The organism is Priestia abyssalis, from assembly GCF_002019595.1.
Taxonomy (GTDB): Bacteria; Bacillota; Bacilli; order Bacillales; family Bacillaceae_H; genus Bacillus_BA; species Bacillus_BA abyssalis.
Genome location: NZ_KV917369.1, coordinates 322,094 through 340,087 on the forward strand (window position 1 = coordinate 322,094; position 17,994 = coordinate 340,087).

The 17,994-nt window shown below is 41.7% G+C and carries 9 protein-coding genes; 8 read left to right on the forward strand and 1 reads right to left on the reverse strand.

The annotated features are described in order from the left end of the window. Positions 1–238: 238 nt before the first annotated feature. Complete coding sequence (aceA, locus tag BK575_RS01615) at positions 239–1,519, forward strand: isocitrate lyase (RefSeq protein WP_078408613.1); 1,281 nt, start codon at positions 239–241, stop codon at positions 1,517–1,519. 135 nt (positions 1,520–1,654) lie between these two features. Here the strand turns inward: aceA and BK575_RS01620 are convergent, their stop codons facing one another. Further along, a complete protein-coding gene (locus BK575_RS01620) occupies positions 1,655–1,891 on the reverse strand; it encodes an IDEAL domain-containing protein (RefSeq protein ID WP_078408614.1) in 237 nt (78 codons plus the stop codon). Positions 1,892–2,208: 317 nt separating this feature from the next. Here BK575_RS01620 and BK575_RS01625 point away from each other — a divergent pair, with 317 nt between their 5' ends. From BK575_RS01625 to addA, 7 genes are all read left to right on the forward strand, one after another. Beyond that, positions 2,209–2,817: a TVP38/TMEM64 family protein gene (locus BK575_RS01625; RefSeq protein WP_078408615.1), complete on the forward strand. Its 609-nt coding sequence runs from the start codon at positions 2,209–2,211 to the stop codon at positions 2,815–2,817. 333 nt (positions 2,818–3,150) lie between these two features. Then, positions 3,151–6,375, forward strand: a complete 3,225-nt coding sequence (locus BK575_RS01630) for a BTAD domain-containing putative transcriptional regulator (RefSeq protein ID WP_078408616.1) — start codon at positions 3,151–3,153, stop codon at positions 6,373–6,375. A 316-nt stretch (positions 6,376–6,691) separates the two neighbouring features. Then, complete coding sequence (gene phaZ / locus BK575_RS01635; protein ID WP_078408617.1) at positions 6,692–7,603, forward strand: intracellular short-chain-length polyhydroxyalkanoate depolymerase; 912 nt, start codon at positions 6,692–6,694, stop codon at positions 7,601–7,603. Next, positions 7,600–8,340: a 3-oxoacyl-ACP reductase FabG gene (gene fabG / locus BK575_RS01640; RefSeq protein ID WP_078408618.1), complete on the forward strand. Its 741-nt coding sequence runs from the start codon at positions 7,600–7,602 to the stop codon at positions 8,338–8,340. Before phaZ ends, fabG begins: the two co-directional genes overlap by 4 nt. A 222-nt stretch (positions 8,341–8,562) precedes the next feature. Then, complete coding sequence (locus tag BK575_RS01645; RefSeq protein ID WP_078408619.1) at positions 8,563–9,738, forward strand: thiolase family protein; 1,176 nt, start codon at positions 8,563–8,565, stop codon at positions 9,736–9,738. 847 nt (positions 9,739–10,585) lie between these two features. After that, a complete protein-coding gene (gene addB, locus BK575_RS01650) occupies positions 10,586–14,086 on the forward strand; it encodes a helicase-exonuclease AddAB subunit AddB (RefSeq protein WP_078408620.1) in 3,501 nt (1,166 codons plus the stop codon). Then, positions 14,079–17,837: a helicase-exonuclease AddAB subunit AddA gene (gene addA / locus BK575_RS01655; protein ID WP_078408621.1), complete on the forward strand. Its 3,759-nt coding sequence runs from the start codon at positions 14,079–14,081 to the stop codon at positions 17,835–17,837. The genes addB and addA overlap by 8 nt, the downstream gene beginning before the upstream one ends. The last annotated feature ends 157 nt before the right edge of the window (positions 17,838–17,994 follow it).

The window sequence follows — 17,994 nt, forward strand, 5'->3', positions numbered from 1 at the left end:
TGATCTTTAAAATCACTTCCACTTACCTCGAGATTATAACACTACATACAATTCAATTTTTGCAACCACTTCAGCTCATATTTCACTCACCAAGAAAGAATCTGCTAAATAAGAATGCTTCACGGAAGCAGCTTGATTACTCAAAAGCTTTTTTAGGCGGCTTCGAGAGGGGTAGCCGCAGTTCATAATGAAAATTTTGGAATATACGAGATGACTAACTAATTAGGGGGATGTTAAGATGAACAATCAACGTATCCAAAAACTTGAAGAGAGCTGGAAAAATGAAAAACGTTGGAATGGTATTACACGCCCATATTCAGCCGAAGATGTTATTCGCTTAAGAGGGTCAATTGATATTGAACATACATTGGCGCGTAAGGGAGCGGAGAAGTTTTGGAATCTTCTCCAGACAGAAGAGTATGTCCATGCATTAGGTGCATTGACAGGGAATCAGGCTGTTCAGCAAGCAAAAGCTGGTTTGAAAGCCGTATATTTAAGCGGGTGGCAAGTAGCGGCAGATGCTAACCTTTCAGGGAACATGTATCCTGACCAAAGTTTATACCCGGCAAACAGTGTACCGCATGTAGTGAAACGGATTAATCAAGCTTTACAGCGTGCCGATCAAATTCAACATCTTGAAGGAAAAGGCGACACTGATTACTTTTTGCCAATTATTGCAGATGCAGAAGCCGGATTTGGAGGACAGCTTAATGTATTTGAGCTGATGAAAGGGATGATCGAGTCCGGGGCATCTGCTGTACACTTTGAAGATCAGCTCTCGTCAGAGAAGAAGTGCGGGCACCTTGGAGGTAAAGTATTATTGCCGACGCAAACCGCAGTCCGCAATTTAATTTCAGCCCGTCTGGCAGCAGACGTTATGGATGTTCCTACGGTTTTAATAGCCCGTACTGACGCGGATGCGGCTGATTTAATCACAAGTGATATCGATCCGGTAGATCGTGAATTCATTACAGGTGAGCGGACAGGAGAGGGCTTCTATCGTACAAAGGCAGGAATTGACCAAGCGATCGCTCGAGGGCTTGCCTATGCACCGTATGCTGATTTAATCTGGTGCGAAACGTCCGAACCGAACTTGGAGCAGGCTCAGAAGTTTGCGGATGCCATTCATGAAAAGTTCCCGGGCAAACTGTTGGCTTATAATTGTTCTCCATCTTTTAACTGGAAAAAGAAATTGGATGACAAGACAATCGAAACCTTCCAACAGCAAATCGCAAAAATGGGATATAAATTCCAATTTGTAACATTGGCAGGGTTCCATGCCCTTAATCACAGCATGTTCGAATTAGCAAGAGGATATAAAACAAGAGGAATGGGTGCTTACTCTGAACTGCAGCAAAGAGAGTTTGCGAGTGAAGCCTATGGATATACAGCGACAAGACATCAACGTGAAGTAGGAACGGGTTACTTCGATCAAGTAGCTCAAATCGTAACGGGAGGAACTTCTTCAACAACAGCATTAAAAGGATCGACAGAAGAAGAACAATTCACAAAGGCGTAATTGACTATGTCCAAAAACCAAAACCTTCATGCGGAAGTATGAAGGTTTTTTGTCGATTCACTGAGTATAGACACACCAAAAGGCCATTGAGAAACATCTTCTCAATGGCCTTTTGGTGTCACATTCTTATTATGTCTAAGTAGCTTTTTCCATCAATAGTTTGTACTTGGTTGAAAGAAATTCAAACTTTTGTTTATCTCTCATGTCCAGTGCATTATCAATTTTCTTTTCTAATTTTTCCTTTTGATGTAGAAAAATCGCTTCGTCAATGATCATATCAATGTAAATATGAAGGATTTTTTTTACATCTGCGTCCCTTTTTGAATGAGCTAACGACTTCATCATTTCCGTATAAGATTTTTCATGTTTCATGAGAAATCACCCCTGAAGCCTTTTTTTTATTATATAGACTTAGGGGTAAAAAAACAACTTTTTTTCTAAATTTTCTAAAAATTTATTCGGAATCATTTTTCTTAACGATTTGACAGCATAATAAAAAGAACCTTCCCTCTCATTGACTCTTATATCTTGAACGCTGAGTTGCTTATAAGGAAAAATTTGTTTCTTACTCATTATCATATCTATTCATTTAAGTTCAAAAAATTTTATGTTGGATTAACTTTTTTTAAACAGGGAATTGGTTGTAAAATAGAAGATGTAATGGACAAGTATTTGAAGAAGGAGAAACAATGGAATCAATACAACAATTTTTTACGTTAGAATATATTTTAAAGTTACTTGAAGATTATCGGGATATCGGGCCTTTACCAGGATTGCTGCTACCGATGCTCGAAGCTTTTTTGCCGATTCTGCCTCTTTTTGCATTTGTCATGGCAAATGCAGCCGCATTCGGTTTATGGCAAGGCTTTTTGCTTTCATGGATTGGTGCATGTACCGGAGCGTTCCTTGTCTTTTTTCTTGTCAGGAAATATGGTCAAGAACACTTTTTCTCTTTTGTAAGACGTCATGAACAAATTCGAAAAATTATGGGCTGGTTGGAAGGTCACGGATTTGGCCCGTTATTCTTAATGCTTTGTTTTCCGTTTACTCCATCGGCTGCTATTAATATCGTTGCGGGACTTTCGCGTGTAAGTGTTGTGCAATTCGGTTTAGCGGTATTAGCAGGGAAAATGGTCATGATTTTTATTATGAGTTTTATTGGTGCTGACTTTAGAGCGTTTTTTGTTCAGCCCATTCGGACGGCAATTGTCGGAGTCATTATCTTTGTTCTGTGGTTTATAGGCAAACGGTTGGAATCGCGTCTGAGCAGTAAGGTTGTGCAAAGGCGTTATGAATAACCTTATGGATAGTGAAGATTTTCTTAAATCCTGTATCAATAAATCAGCCTAAATCATAGAAGAGGCTGTCCCGTAAGTCTCTTGCAAGTCAAAAGAACTGATTTTTAATAAAAGGCCCCGTCACGAAATTCTTGGTTTTACTGGATTTTCATGACGGGGTCTTTTAGGAGAATGACTCAAAAGGACTTCTTTTTGCCCCTTTGAGTCATTCTTTCTTCTATAAAATATGTACAGCAGATGTTTTTTATCTGCTGTACATATTTTATATATGTGTAAATCACATCTATATGGTAAAATGATGGAAGAAAATGATAAATGAGAGGTGTTGGTAGTATGCCTCCAAAAGCGTATGTAATGGAAACGAAAATATCTATTCCTGCGTTGAAAGGGCCGATTCTTCAACGTCCCCAATTAATGAAGAAGATGCAGCAAATTTCTCAATATCCCTTAACCGTGATTCATTCCGGTCCCGGCTATGGAAAGAGTACGATGCTGGTTTCGTTTGTACAGTCTATAAAAGAAGTATATGGCTGGTATTCACTTGATAGAAGCGATTATGATCTAATCCCTTTTTTACGATACATGACGTATAGCCTTCGGAAGAAGCTTCCCATGTTTGGTGAACAATTCCTGACTTACATTAGCGAATTGGAACATCATTTTCATGAGGAGGATATTCATTTTTTATGTGCCTTGTTTATTAATGAAATTTCCGCATACGACCAAAAGATTATATTCGTTTTAGATGACGTTCATCATGTGCTTCATTCGGAAGATATTCAGCGTTTTATTGAATGGCTTTTAGAACATCAGCCCCCTAATTTTTTTCTTGTACTGTCCAGTCGGATTAAAATTAATTGGACCTTTCTTCCTGCGTTGAGGGTCAAAAAGCATCTACTCGAGATTACTCAAGAAGACTTGGCTCTTTCCAAGGAAGAAATTGATGTGTTAGTGAATGATTATTATCACTGTTCCCTTTGTCCGGCCGATGTGGAGGTTATTTCACATGTAACAGAGGGGTGGATGATTGCTGTACAAATGATCATTCAGCAAATGAAAGAATCGGAACATGCTGCAGAGTTTCTACACAATAAACAAAGTTCATTAGAAGAACTTTTCTCCTTTTTAGCTATGGAAGTCTTCATGAATCAGCCTCCAGATATACAACAATTTTTGTTGAAAACGTCTATTTTTGAACAAATCGATTCCTATCTATGTTTACATGTCCTGCATATCCAAAATGCTCGTCCTATATTAGAAGAATTGCAAATGAGAAACTTATTTCTCATGATGAATGGAGAAGGCCAGTTTCGCTATCATGCTTTATTTAGGGAGTTTTTGGAAATGCATTTAAAGAAAAACAGGGAACTCTACCATCAATTGCATATGGGTGCAGCTTCTTATTTTTTGAAACAAAAGCAGTACTTACAGGCATTACAACATTATAAATCTATTGAATGCTACAAAGAGATAGCACATTTGCTTGGAACAAACGGTGAAGAAATGTTAGAAAGAGGATATTTGCACCAAATGAAAGAGATTTTAGACCAAATGCCGGAAACCATTAAAAATGAGCACTATATGGCATGGTATTTCGAAGGGGAAGTTTATCGATATCATTGCATGTACCAAAAAGCGGGAGAATGTTATCAAAAAGCGGCAGAATTTGCACGAACGGCAAACGATGTAAATGGAGAAGGAAAGGCTGCAGAGGGGCAGGCCAAAATTTATTTGGATACTATTCAGCCAAGGAAGGCAGAGTGTTTCTTGGAGCATGCGGTTGCATGTTTGGAAAGACATGAAGCTTCTTCAGCCGGAGAAAAGGCAAAGCTTTATTATCTAATGGCAGAAAACTTACTGAATGGAGGAAGCGCAGCCCGGGCGAAGAAGTGGTATGAAAAAGGCAAGTCATTAAAGGCAGGTCTTGATGATAAGTCTTTAGAAATCAGGCTGCAACTAAGAACGGGGAATTTAGAGAGTGCCCGGAAAAAGCTGATTGAAAAGCAAAAAGATGCTCCTGAAATGTTTATGCGGCTGCAACAATCACATCGCGAAAATGTTCTGCTATTATCACTTATTGAGTCATGGGCAGGAAATCCAGAGGAAGCCAAGAAATTGGCGAATGATGGAATTAAACGAGGGGTCAAGGTAAAGGCACCTTTTTTGGAAGCTTGTGGATGGACGAGAATGGGCCATGCAGTACAGCTTCTTGAACGTTATGATTCAGATCTTGCGCAAAAGTGTTATGAAACTGCTCTTGAGATTATGGATGATTTATCCGTTTCAAGGGGAAAAGCAGAAGCATTCATGGGACTGTGTCTTTTACATGGTTTTAATGGGTCTTATGAAACCGCTATTCATCAAGGAAAACGAGCTTTAAAAGAAACAGACTCAGTGAACGATTCCTGGATGTCAGGTTTCATTCAACTTTGTATGGGAGTGGTTGCTGTACATAATGAAAAGTGGAAAGAAGGCGTCCATTTTTTATTGGAGGCACAGCGGCTGTTCCATCATTGCGGGGATGGCTACGGTCAAAGTTTGGTTTACATGTGGCAAACATTTTCATCCTATGAAAACGGGCAGTGGCAAGAGTTTGAACAGCTGCTTTCTGCTTTCTGGGAGAGTGTCGAACAAGGAGGCTATGAATATTTATTATTTAAGCGGTCAATGTTTGGTCCAAGAGACTTAAAGCGGTTCATTCCCATTTTACTTGAAGGGCAAAAGCGTAATGTGTATAGAACACAAATGATCCGTTTGCTGGAAGAGTCCGGGATAGGGGATGCAGCCAGTCATCCTGGGTATACACTGAGATTTCAAACGCTGGGGGCATTTCGAGTGTGGTTAGGAGGACAGGAAATTCAAGAGAGAGATTGGCAAAGAGCAAAGGCGAAGGAATTATTAGAGCTATTTGTGACAAATCGCCGTACCCTACTGCAAAAACAAGAGATTATCGCCTATTTATGGGCGAATGTTGAAGAAGAAACCGCCTTGAGGGATTTTAAAGTGGCGTTAAATGCTCTTAATAATGTCCTTGAACCTAACCGAAAAGCAAGAGGAAACACCTTTTATATCCGCAGAGTAGAAAGTGCGTATGGTTTAAATGAACAAGCCGACTATGAGATGGACGTAATAAATTTTGAAAAAAAGGTTCAAAAGGGTTTAGAAGAGGGAAATGAACAAAAAGCCATGCATTGTTTACAAGAGGGTCTTGCCTTGTATAAAGGGGAGTATCTGCCAAATAGAAGATACGAAGATTGGTGCATTCATGAAAAGGAAAAATTAAAGTTATATTTCTTACGGGGAGCTGAAAAACTTGCTTCCTTATTGATGAATGATTATCAATACGATCAGGTTATTATGTGGTGCGAAAAAATTTTGGAACAAGATGCTCTCTGGGAAGAAGCCTATCGCCTATTAATGGTTTGTTATATGCAGAAAAACAATCGTCCACAAGCATTGAAGGTATATCAGAAATGCCGGGAGCAGTTGAAAAAGGAACTTGGAATTTCACCATCAATTAAAACGGAACAAGTATATGAAATGATTGTTAAAATGTGAGTCTGTAACTTTCTTGTAACCGTTTTTATATAAGATAGGTGTAATTAGACTATATAAGGCAATGTTCACAATGATGAAAACAACAGACGTTTTCTTACCGTGTATTTATTCGTGGAGAGAGTTGTGGACATTGTCTATTTCATTCGCTCATGGAAAGATATACGTACCGCCTCCCTAAGCTGTGTGGCTGAATCAGCAAAAGTGCCATAAAAGTTAGGTGAATCGAATAAGGTAAAACATATACATGATTTTACGAGGAATGGACTAAAAATGAAGAAAGGTTCATTTTTTTATGGGTCCTACATTGCAAGGGGGGATGAACGTGATTGCATTGAAAACGGTTGAACTACAGAATGGTGAAACGATGGGATATCGTGAAAGAGCGGGCGGAAAGCATGTTGTCATTCTTGTTCATGGAAATATGACTTCATCTAAACATTGGGATTTATTGTTAGACAGAATGGATGAAACATTTAAACTTTATGCTGTAGATATGAGAGGCTTCGGTGCCTCCACTTACCATGAGCCTGTTGACAGTATCCGTGATTTTTCGGAAGATCTCAAGCTTTTTGTAGATGAACTGGGTTTGCAGAATTTTAGTTTAATAGGGTGGTCTATGGGGGGAGCCGTTTGTATGCAGTTTGCTGCCGACTATCCGGGATACTGTAAAAAGCTGGTGTTGCTGGCTTCCGCTTCTACGAGAGGCTATCCTTTCTATGGGACGAATGCTTTAGGACAGCCAGATGTAACAAATCGTTTAAAGACAAAGGAAGAGGTCTCAAAAGACGCCGGAAAAACCTTGCCTGTGCAAACCGCTTACGATAAAAAAAACCGCACATTTTTAAAACAAATGTGGAATATGCTTATCTACCGGAAAAATCAGCCTTCACAAGAACTGTACGAGGAATATATTGATGATATGCTGACTCAACAGAACCTGGCTGACGTGTACCATTCGTTAAACGTCTTTAACATAAGTCATGTTGATAATGAAGCGGCAAAAGCAACAGGAGAGGTTTCAAACATTCGCATCCCTGTATTAGTGCTTCGCGGCAATTTAGATTTGGTTGTGACAGATAAAATGACAAAAGAAATTTTGCAAGACTTGGGAGAAATCGCAACATATGTGGAGTTGAAAAATTGTGGACACTCGCCTTTAGTAGATAGCTTGGATTTATTGCTCGATCATGTTTCTGAATTTTTAAAACATCAGGAGGTAATGAGATGAGACTTGAAAACAAGGTAGCTATTATTACTGGTGCTGCAAATGGATTAGGGTTGGAGGCTGCTCGTATTTTTATTAAAGAAGGCGCGAAAGTGGCGCTTGTCGATTTTGATGAGAAAACAGGAACCCAAAGGGTAGAAGAATTAAGAGATGCGGGTGGAGATGCAGAGTTTTTTAAAGTCAATGTGGCTGATCGAAATAGTGTAGACGCGATGGTTAACGGAGTGATTGAACGATTTGGAAAGATTGATATTTTGATAAACAACGCGGGTATTACAAGGGACGGGTTTTTAACAAAGCTTTCCGTAGAAGATTTCCAAAAAGTCATTGATGTAAATCTAACCGGAGTGTTTCATTGTACACAAGCAGTTGTGCCGCATATGATCGCACAAGGAAAAGGAAAAATCATCAGCACTTCATCCGTATCAGGCGTATATGGAAATCTTGGCCAAACGAATTATGCTGCGGCTAAAGCGGCGGTAGTAGGAATGACGAAGACATGGGCCAAGGAATTGGCGAGAAAAGGAATTAATGTGAATGCCGTTGCCCCTGGATTCATTGAAACTAACATGGTAGCGCAGGTGCCAGAAAAGGTTATTAATCAAATTAGAGGCATGATTCCAATGCAACGTTTAGGTCAGCCTTCTGAAATTGGATATGCTTATCTTTTCTTAGCCTCTGATGAATCAAATTATGTTAATGGAACGGTGCTTCATGTTGATGGTGGGATTATGATGTAAGTAACGAATTGGACGCAAATCATTTGCGTCCAATTTTATCCTTTACTATATAAATAGATTAGAAAATTCGACATGACTAAAAGGCGGTCATGTCGAATTTTCTAATCTTTGAGGGACGATTTAAGTCGTCTAGACGACCGATTGTAGTACCATTTGATGGGAGGAAGATGTGTCGAGTTATTGAGCGGAATGTATATAGTAACAAAAGACGGGAGGACGGCTATGAATAGCATTGTGATTACATCGGCAGTGCGCTCACCAATTGGAACATTTGGAGGGGCATTCAAAGACTTACTGCCTTCTGATTTGATTGTTCCTGTATTAAAAGAGGCGATAAAGCGGAGCGGTGTGAGGGAAAATGAAGTGGATGAAGTCATTCTAGGCCATTGCATTCAGCGCACGGACGAGCCTAATATTGGCCGTACAGCCGCCTTGTTGGCCGGCTTCGCCGATACGACAACCGGCTATACCGTACAGCGTCAATGTGCATCGGGCATACAAGCGATTATTTCTGGATTTCTGCAGGTTCAAGCCGGCATGTGTGAAATAGTCGTCGCCGGCGGAGTAGAAGCCATGAGTTCAAGTCCTTATGTATTGAAGCAGCATCGTTGGGGAGGAAGGCTTCAACATGGTCAAGTAACCGATACAGTATGGGAGATTTTAGAGGACCCCATCCATCATATTATGATGGGTGAAACAGCAGAGAATTTAGCAGATTTACATCAAATTTTAAGAGAGGAACAGGATGAAATAGCGTTATTAAGTCATCAGCGTGCTGTAAGAGCCATACAAGAAGGGTATTTCGAACGAGAAATTGTACCGATAACGATTAAAACGAGAAAAGGCGAAACAGTTATAACGAAAGATGAGAGTCCGAGACCTGATTTAACCATCGAAAAATTAGCTGGATTGCGCTCTGCATTTAGAAAAGGCGGTACTGTCACAGCTGGTAATGCATCAAGCTTAAACGACGGCTCGGCCGCACTTGTGCTGATGACAGAAGAAATGGCAAAGAGAAAGGGTGTCAAGCCGCTTGCTCGAATTGTTGGCTGCTCGGTAGCAGGTGTTCATCCAACCGTCATGGGCAGAGGTCCTATTCCTGCAATTCGAAAGGGGCTGGAGCAAGTATCATGGTCGCTTGAAGAGGCGGATTTAATCGAAGTAAATGAGGCTTTCGCTGCCCAATACTTAGCAGTAGAGAAGGAGTTGGGGCTGAATCGCGAGAAAGTCAATGTCAATGGAAGCGGGATTAGTCTTGGTCATCCGATTGGGTGTACAGGCGCTAGAATTACTGTGAGCTTGATTCATGAATTAAAGCGCAGGCAACTGCAAAAGGGAATCGCTTCATTATGTGTAGGCGGAGGAATGGGAGCTGCGTTATTTATTGAAGCTTTATAAGATGGACACTGAGAATGCGCTTACAGAATCATTCATTTTATACGAGACTAAAGTTCCATGTTTTAGAATAGCAATTTAATAGATGAATCTGGAATATAGGGAAGGAGCCTTCTGTCAGTGACAAGGCTCCTTCATTTTTCATCTTTTGATAGTGAAGATCAAAAGAAAGCTAATCGAGAAAAAAGAAGTCAATAACAGCATGGTGCTGCTGATTGAAAGAGAGGCGACAAGCAGCGGCCCGATACGCTCTGAAATTGGACCAAAACTCAATAATGCATAAAAAAAGGTGAAAAAACTGCTTCCTCAAATGATGTCATTCATGGGAACATGAAAGTCTGTTGAAATGGGGGAGTATAATGGAATTAATATATAGATGTTGCAGTCCACTAAAATGGCTGCTGTGACGAGAATAAAACTCACTTTTTTAATAATATAGACGGATTACCCATATTACGTTATGTAGAAGCGAAAGGTGATATATAGATGGAAAGTGTTTCGTTTGGGGATAACGAACATATGTGCTAAAATGATTATGTGTTGAAATTAATCATTTTATGTTTTTTGACAGTGACTGGTGAATAGAATTTAGGAACCAACTTTAGTAAAATAGAAGCAATGCAATATAGAACCGAGATAGTAAATGGTTATTTATGGAAAAGGCTGTATATGAATAGGATTTCATCATAACAGATTCTTTTGGAAGGATGGCTGGAAAGGCGCAGATTTTTATGTCTTTTAGCCATCCTTTATCGGTTTATACCGCAAAGGAAACTTCCAGCAGCGGAGTCTTACTGCCCGTTAATGTGGGATAAATATAATAGATAATAAAGATAAAAGGGGGATGTTCATGGCAATTCAGTTTTTACTTGGCCGTTCCGGCAGCGGCAAAACGAATTATTGTTTAAATGAAATCGTTGAAACATTGCGGCAGGAACCGCTTGGACCGCCCGTTATTTATATCGTACCGGAGCAAATGACCTTTCAATCGGAGTATTCGCTCATTCAAACACCAGGTTTGAAAGGAATGATGCGTGCTCAAGTATTCAGTTTAACCCGGTTAGCCTGGCGTGTTCTGCAGGAGGTCGGAGGCATGAGCCGTTATCACATAGATAATACCGGCATTAACATGCTTCTTAGGAAAAGTATTGAAAAGCATAAGCAAGAGTTGAAAATTTTTGCGACTGCTTCCGAGAAGCCGGGATTTATCGATCATTTAGAGCGTATGTTAACCGAATTCAAACGATACTGTTTAGAAGCAGAAGCTCTGGCACATAAAGAGGGAGAACTTCTAGCCGATTCCCAGAAAGTGCTGGGAGACAAGTTTCATGATCTTCAAATCATTTATGCAGAACTGGAAAAGCAGCTTTTGCATAAATATGTCGATTCGGAAGATTATTTGCGGTTGCTGGCAGAGAAGATGCCGTATTCTTCTTATTTAAAGAATGCCTCTATCTATATTGATGGGTTCTACAGTTTCACCCCGCAAGAATTAGAAGTAATTGCGGTGTTGATGAAAACGTGTCCGTCAGTAACGATTGCATTAACGGCTGATCGGGATTATGAATATGAATTGCCTCATGAAATGGATTTATTTCATATTACAGCCCAAACGTATCATGTCCTTCATCAAATGGCACGGGAGCACCAGGTGGAAATCAAAGAGGCGATCATTTTAAATAAAACGAAGCGATTTGAAGCAGCCCCTGGGCTTGCTCATCTCGAAAAATATTTTGATGACAGGCCAACCGTACCATTTAATGAACCAGTCGACGATATTCAATTGCTGCCTGCTGTCAATCGTCGTGCTGAAGTAGAAGGGGTGGCAAGAGAGATTAGGGAGCTTGTGCGTGAGAAGGACTTTCGATATCGGGACATTGCACTCGTTGTTCGTAATGGACAAGATTATGATGATTTGATTCAAACCATCTTTCAAGATTATGAGATTCCCTATTTCCAAGATCGAAAACGCGCGATGGTCCATCATCCTCTCATTGAATTCATCCGGGCTAGTTTGGAAGCGGCAAACGGCGTATGGCGCTACGAGACTATTTTCCGCTCCGTCAAAACGGACTTGCTGTTTCCGCTCGATGCGAATGTTCCCTTGTTAAGGGAAGAGATGGATCGTTTTGAAAACTATGTATTGAGATATGGAATTCAAGGAACGAAATGGACAATGGACGAGCGCTGGACATATCGCCGTTATCGCTCCCTAGAGGACATGGACATTCCCCAAACAGATGAAGAGCGGGAATTTGAAGAGAAGATCAATGAGTTGCGCCAACTAATCGTAACGCCGTTAAAACAATTGCAAGATTCATTGAAAAAGGCGAAGTCTGGTCAAGCGATGTGTGAGGCTCTTTATGCTTATTTAACAAAGCTGAATATTCCAGAGAAGCTGGAAAGATGGCGTGATGAAGCAGAACAGCAGGGAGATTTGGACACATCAAGAGAACATGCCCAGGCTTGGCAAGCCATAATTGGTCTATTGGACCAGTTTGTTGAGATGATGGGAGAAGAAAAGGTATCGACCGCTCTATTTACTAGTGTAATCGAAACAGGTTTAGATGCCATGCAATTTGCTTTGGTTCCTCCCGCTATCGATCAAGTATTGGTTGCAAGCTTTGAACGCTCTCGTTTCTCCAATATTAAAGCCACGTTCATATTGGGGGTTAACGAAGGAGTCATTCCGGCAAAACCGCAAGAAGACGGGATTTTATCTGATCAAGAGCGTGAATATTTGTGGCAATCGGGATTTAAAGTCGCTCCGAGCAGCAAGCGGCAATTATTTGACGAGCCCTTTTACATTTATTCGGCCTTCGTCAGCCCATCTGAAAGACTTTATATCACGTATCCTCTCGCTAATGAGGAAGGAAAAACACTGCTTCCATCTGTTATGATCGGCCGTTTAAAAGATATGTTTCCCCTTCTTAAGGAAAAGTTTCTCATGCAGGAGCCGGCTGAATTAGTCGTAGAGGAACAGATTCAATATGTATCCAATCCGCTTATGACGTTAACGTATTTATCAGGCCAGCTGCAAGCCTGGAAAAGGCACTATCCGATTGATGATGTATGGTGGGATGCCTATAACTTTTATGTGGGGGATGAAGATTGGAATGCTTACAGCCAAAAGGTATTAAACAGCTTGTTTTACCGGAATGAAGTCAAAGGGTTATCGAAGGAAACGAGTACACATTTATATGGAAAACATATTCAAGCAAGTGTATCGAGAATGGAGAAATTCCAGGCGTGTCCATATGCTCATTTTGCTTCACATGGCTTGCGTTTAAAAGAGAGAAAGGTCTTTCGCTTAGAAGCTCCTGATATCGGAGAACTATTCCATGCGGCGTTAAAAATGATGGCAGAACAGCTGCGGGAAAATCAAAAGGATTGGCGTCATCTGACGAAAAGGGAGTGTGAGCAGCTATCCCATCATGTAGTGGATGAACTGGCTCCGAAATTGCAAAATGAAATTTTGCTAAGTTCAAACCGCCATCATTACCTGAAGCATAAGCTCCAGCAAATCATTGAGCGTGCGTCCCTTGTGCTGAGCGATCATGCAAAGGCGAGTGGCTTTGTTCCAATCGGCTTGGAGCTCGCATTTGGACCGGAGCAGCAGCTGCCTGCGATGCAGTTTACGCTTCCGAATGGAAGCACAATGGAGTTGATTGGCCGAATCGACCGTGTGGATAAAGCGGAAGGTTCCAACGGTCTTTTACTTCGGATTGTCGATTATAAATCGAGTGACAAAGCCTTGAACCTGGTGGAAGTATATTATGGATTAGCCCTTCAAATGCTTGCATATTTAGATGTCGTCATCACGTATGCCGAGAAGTTGGTCGGTACCGGACAACATGCATTGCCTGCAGGCGTGCTGTATTTCCATGTTCACAATCCGATGATCAACAGCTCAAAAGCATTGACGTTGGATGAGATTGAAGAGGAAATTTTTAAACGTTTTAAAATGAAAGGCTTGCTTCTTGGCGATGAGGAAGCGGTTCGCCTTATGGATCAGACGCTCGAGACGGGACATTCCCGCATTGTTTCCGCCGGTTTGAAAAGAGGCGGAGGCTTTTATTCAAATTCATCCATAGCGGGTGAGCAGCAGTTCGCTGATTTAAGGAAGCATATTAGGAAACAGTTTACGGATATTGGTACGAAGATTACGGATGGAGTCATTGACATTTCCCCTTATAAGTTAAAGGAAAAGACTCCTTGTGAATTTTGTTCGTTCCGTTCCGTTTGCCAGTTTGACCAATCGATGGAGAAACATGATTATCGTCATTTGAAGGTAGAAAAACCAGAGATTATTTTAGAAAAAATAAGACAGGAGGGAGATGGCCATGAGTAAATGGATACCAAAACCAGAGGGAAGCCAGTGGACCGATGATCAATGGAAAGCCATTGCCGCCTCTGGACAGGATATTCTTGTCGCAGCAGCGGCAGGATCAGGCAAAACGGCCGTTCTTGTAGAACGGATTATTAAAAAGCTCGTATCGAATGAAAATCCAATCGATGTAGATCGTTTGCTTGTTGTGACATTTACGAATGCGTCTGCTGCGGAAATGCGTAATCGAATCGGGGAGGCCATTGAAAAGGAATTGAAGAAAAATTCCTCCTCTCTTCATTTGCGGCGACAGTTAAGTTTGTTAAACCGTGCTTCCATTTCAACGCTGCATTCTTTCTGTTTGGAAGTCATTCGAAAATTTTATTATATGATCGATTTAGATCCGGGGTTTCGCATTGCGGATGATACAGAAGCCGAATTAATTCGGGAAGAAGTGCTGGATGAGTTATTTGAAGAGCAATATAGCATCAAGAACAATGAGCGTTTTTTTGAGGTGATCGATCGTTACACGAGCGACCGCAGTGATAATGATATCCAAGTGATTGTGCGGAAACTATATGATTTTGCGCGTTCCAACCCGAATCCGGACCTTTGGTTGGAGCAATTGATTCGCCAATATGAGGTGACGGATGAGATGACGGTGGATTCATTGCCGTTTGTCCGTTTTTTGCTGGATGATGTGCGTATGCAGCTTCAAGGTATTGAAGCATTGCTGCAAGAAGCGTTGGAACTGACTAAAGTTCCAGGGGGACCTGCGCCAAGGGCAGTTAATATAGAAGATGATTTCCGCCAAGTTCAAGGATTGGTCCATGCGTCCGAGACATCCTTTTCTTTACTGCATGAACAATTTCAGTCCCTTTCTTTTTCCAGACTGAAGTCATGTAAAGGCGATGAGTTTCACCCCGAACTCCTCGATAAAGTGTCTGATTTAAGGAAAAGCGCCAAAACATCACTGGAAAAGATGCAAAGTGAATTGTTCAACCGTCCGCTTCATGCTTATTTAGAAGACTTGAAAACGATGAAGCCCATCATTGAAACACTGGTGTTTATCGTTTTGGAATACGGAAAAAGGTATGAAGCAGTAAAAAAAGAGAAAGGGCTTGTCGATTTTTCCGATTTGGAGCATTACTGCCTGCAAGTGTTACGAGACGACGAACAGGGGGGACAAGCCCTCGTTCCTTCGGAAGTTGCGAAGCAATATCGAGTACAGTTTACGGAAGTATTGTTGGATGAGTATCAAGATACGAATATGGTTCAAGAATCGATTATTCAGCTTATTACAAAAGATGAAGAAGAAACAGGAAATCTGTTCATGGTCGGCGACGTGAAACAGTCGATTTACCGCTTCCGCTTGGCTGAACCCTTCTTATTTTTAAGCAAATACAAGCGATTTACTCAAGACGGAGAACATTCAGGCTTACGAATTGATTTAAATAAAAACTTTCGCAGCCGTTCACAGGTGCTGGATGCAACGAACTTTGTGTTTCAGCAAATCATGGATGAGGCTGTGGGAGAAATCGAATATGACGATGATGCTTCTTTAAAACTTGGTGCCAGTTATCCGAAAGTAGAGGGAATGGAAACAGAATTGCTCCTTGTCACGAAAGAAGGGGCGGAGGTTTCTGCTGAGCTGGACGAAGAGTCCGAACAGGGAAGCGGGGCATTTTCGGATGCAGAACTGGAGACAGCTCAACTTGAGGCAAGAGTAATGGCGCGAAAAATAAGGGAAATGGTTCAAAATCGCTTCCAAGTGTATGATCGTGCATTAGACCGAATGCGCAATGTCACGTATCGGGATTTTGTCATTTTGCTTCGCTCCATGCCGTGGGCTCCCCAAATCATGGAAGAATTTAAGCAGCATGGAATCCCGCTTTATGCGGACTTGGCAAAAGGTTATTTTGATGCGACGGAAGTTACAATCATGATGTCCCTATTGCAAGTCGTGGATAATCCGTACCAAGACATTCCGCTTGCGGCCGTGCTTCGTTCTCCAATCGTCGGCATGAGTGATGAAGAATTGGCGGTTATCCGATTAGCGGATAAAAAAGGAACTTACTATGAAGCGCTTAAGGCTTTTATGGCAACATCTGACGAGAGTAATGTTATTTATCAGAAAGTGTCCCGTTTATATGAATCATTGCAAGTATGGCGTACACAGGCTCGTCAAGGAGCGCTGTCTTCTCTTATTTGGCAGCTGTACCGTGATACTGGCTTCTTTGAATTTGCCGGCGGCTTGCCGGGTGGAAAGCAAAGACAAGCCAATTTGAGGGCGTTGTATGATCGCGCACGCCAATATGAATCGACCTCATTTAGAGGGCTGTTCCGCTTCTTGCGTTTTATTGAAAGAATGCGGGATCGCGGGGATGACCTGGGCACGGCCAGAGCTCTAGGAGAGCAGGAAGATGTCGTACGGCTGATGACCATTCACAGCAGTAAAGGTCTGGAGTTCCCAATCGTCTTCGTGGCGGGACTTTCCAGGCAGTTTAATATGATGGATTTACATCAATCGTATTTATTTGACAAAGAATTGGGATTTGGGTCCAAGCTTGTGAACCCTAAACTGAGAATCAGTTACCCGACGCTGCTTCAGCAGACGATTAAACGAAAAATGAAAAAAGAAACCATGGCAGAGGAAATGCGGGTTTTATATGTGGCGTTGACCCGTGCAAAAGAAAAGCTCATATTGGTCGGCACCGTCAATCATTTTGCTAATACCTTAACAAAGTGGAAGAGTGTCTTAGCCCATCCCGATTGGGTGTTGCCAATCCATGTAAGAGCACAGGCAAAATGCTATTTGGATTGGGTTGGGGCTTCTGTCATTCGCCACAAGAGCGGGGAACAGTTATTAGGAGAAGCGGCAGAGGCCACTGTATTGCCTGAAGTCCATGAACATCCGTCATCATGGAAACTGGAGGTCATTCAAGCCTCCAATCTTGTCGATGAATCCCACCAGGAGCAGCATCACCATGAAGAGCTGCTGGAAGCATTGAAGCAAGGAAGGGCCGTTCCGATCGAGAGCGAGAAAAAAGACGAAATTAAAAGAAGGCTTGAATGGAAATACGGCTTCCAAGCGGCAGCCGTTCACCGGTCCAAACAATCTGTATCTGAAATGAAGCATCAGCATCAATTAACGGAGGACAGCAGTGATGATGCGTTCATCCGAAAGGTGAGAGCCCCGCTTGTCGACCGTCCGAGATTCATGCAGGAAAAGTCTTTAACGGCAGCGGAGAGAGGAACGGCGATGCACCTTGTTATGCAGCATGTCTCATTGCACCAAGAGGTAACAGCTGATGATGTAAGGGAGCTGGTGGCTTCGATGGTGACGAGGGAACTTCTTACAACAGAGCAAGCGGATGAAATCGATTTTGAAAGTATCTCGGCGTTTTTTAAGACAGATCTTGGAAAAAGGCTGCAATATGCCAAACATGTCTATCGTGAAATGCCGTTCAGTTTATACGTTCCGGCTTCCGAGGCCTATGCGACGTGGAGTGCTCCCCAGGAAGAAGCGGTTCTAGTGCAGGGTGTCATTGACTGTTTATTTGAAGACGATGAGGGCATTGTATTAATTGACTTTAAAACAGACAACATTTCCGAACGGTTTGAAGGAGATTTTGAGCGGGCTAAGCCGTTCTTGCTGAATCGTTATGAAATGCAAGTAAGCCTATATGCCAAAGCGGTCGAGCATACGTTGAATCGCCCGGTGGCAGCTCGTTATTTGTACTTTTTTGATGGCAGCCAAGTGATTGAAGTATAACAGATTAAAAAGCAATTCTTGCAGTTTATCAGAGACTTATAGGGAGTCTCACATTATAAGAGAAATGTGTAGTGTAAAGGGTGGCCGGAAGTCGGCCGCCCTTCTGCTGTGTGTCATATGATAAAATACAAGTCAAAAGGGATTTGAAGAGGGGGAA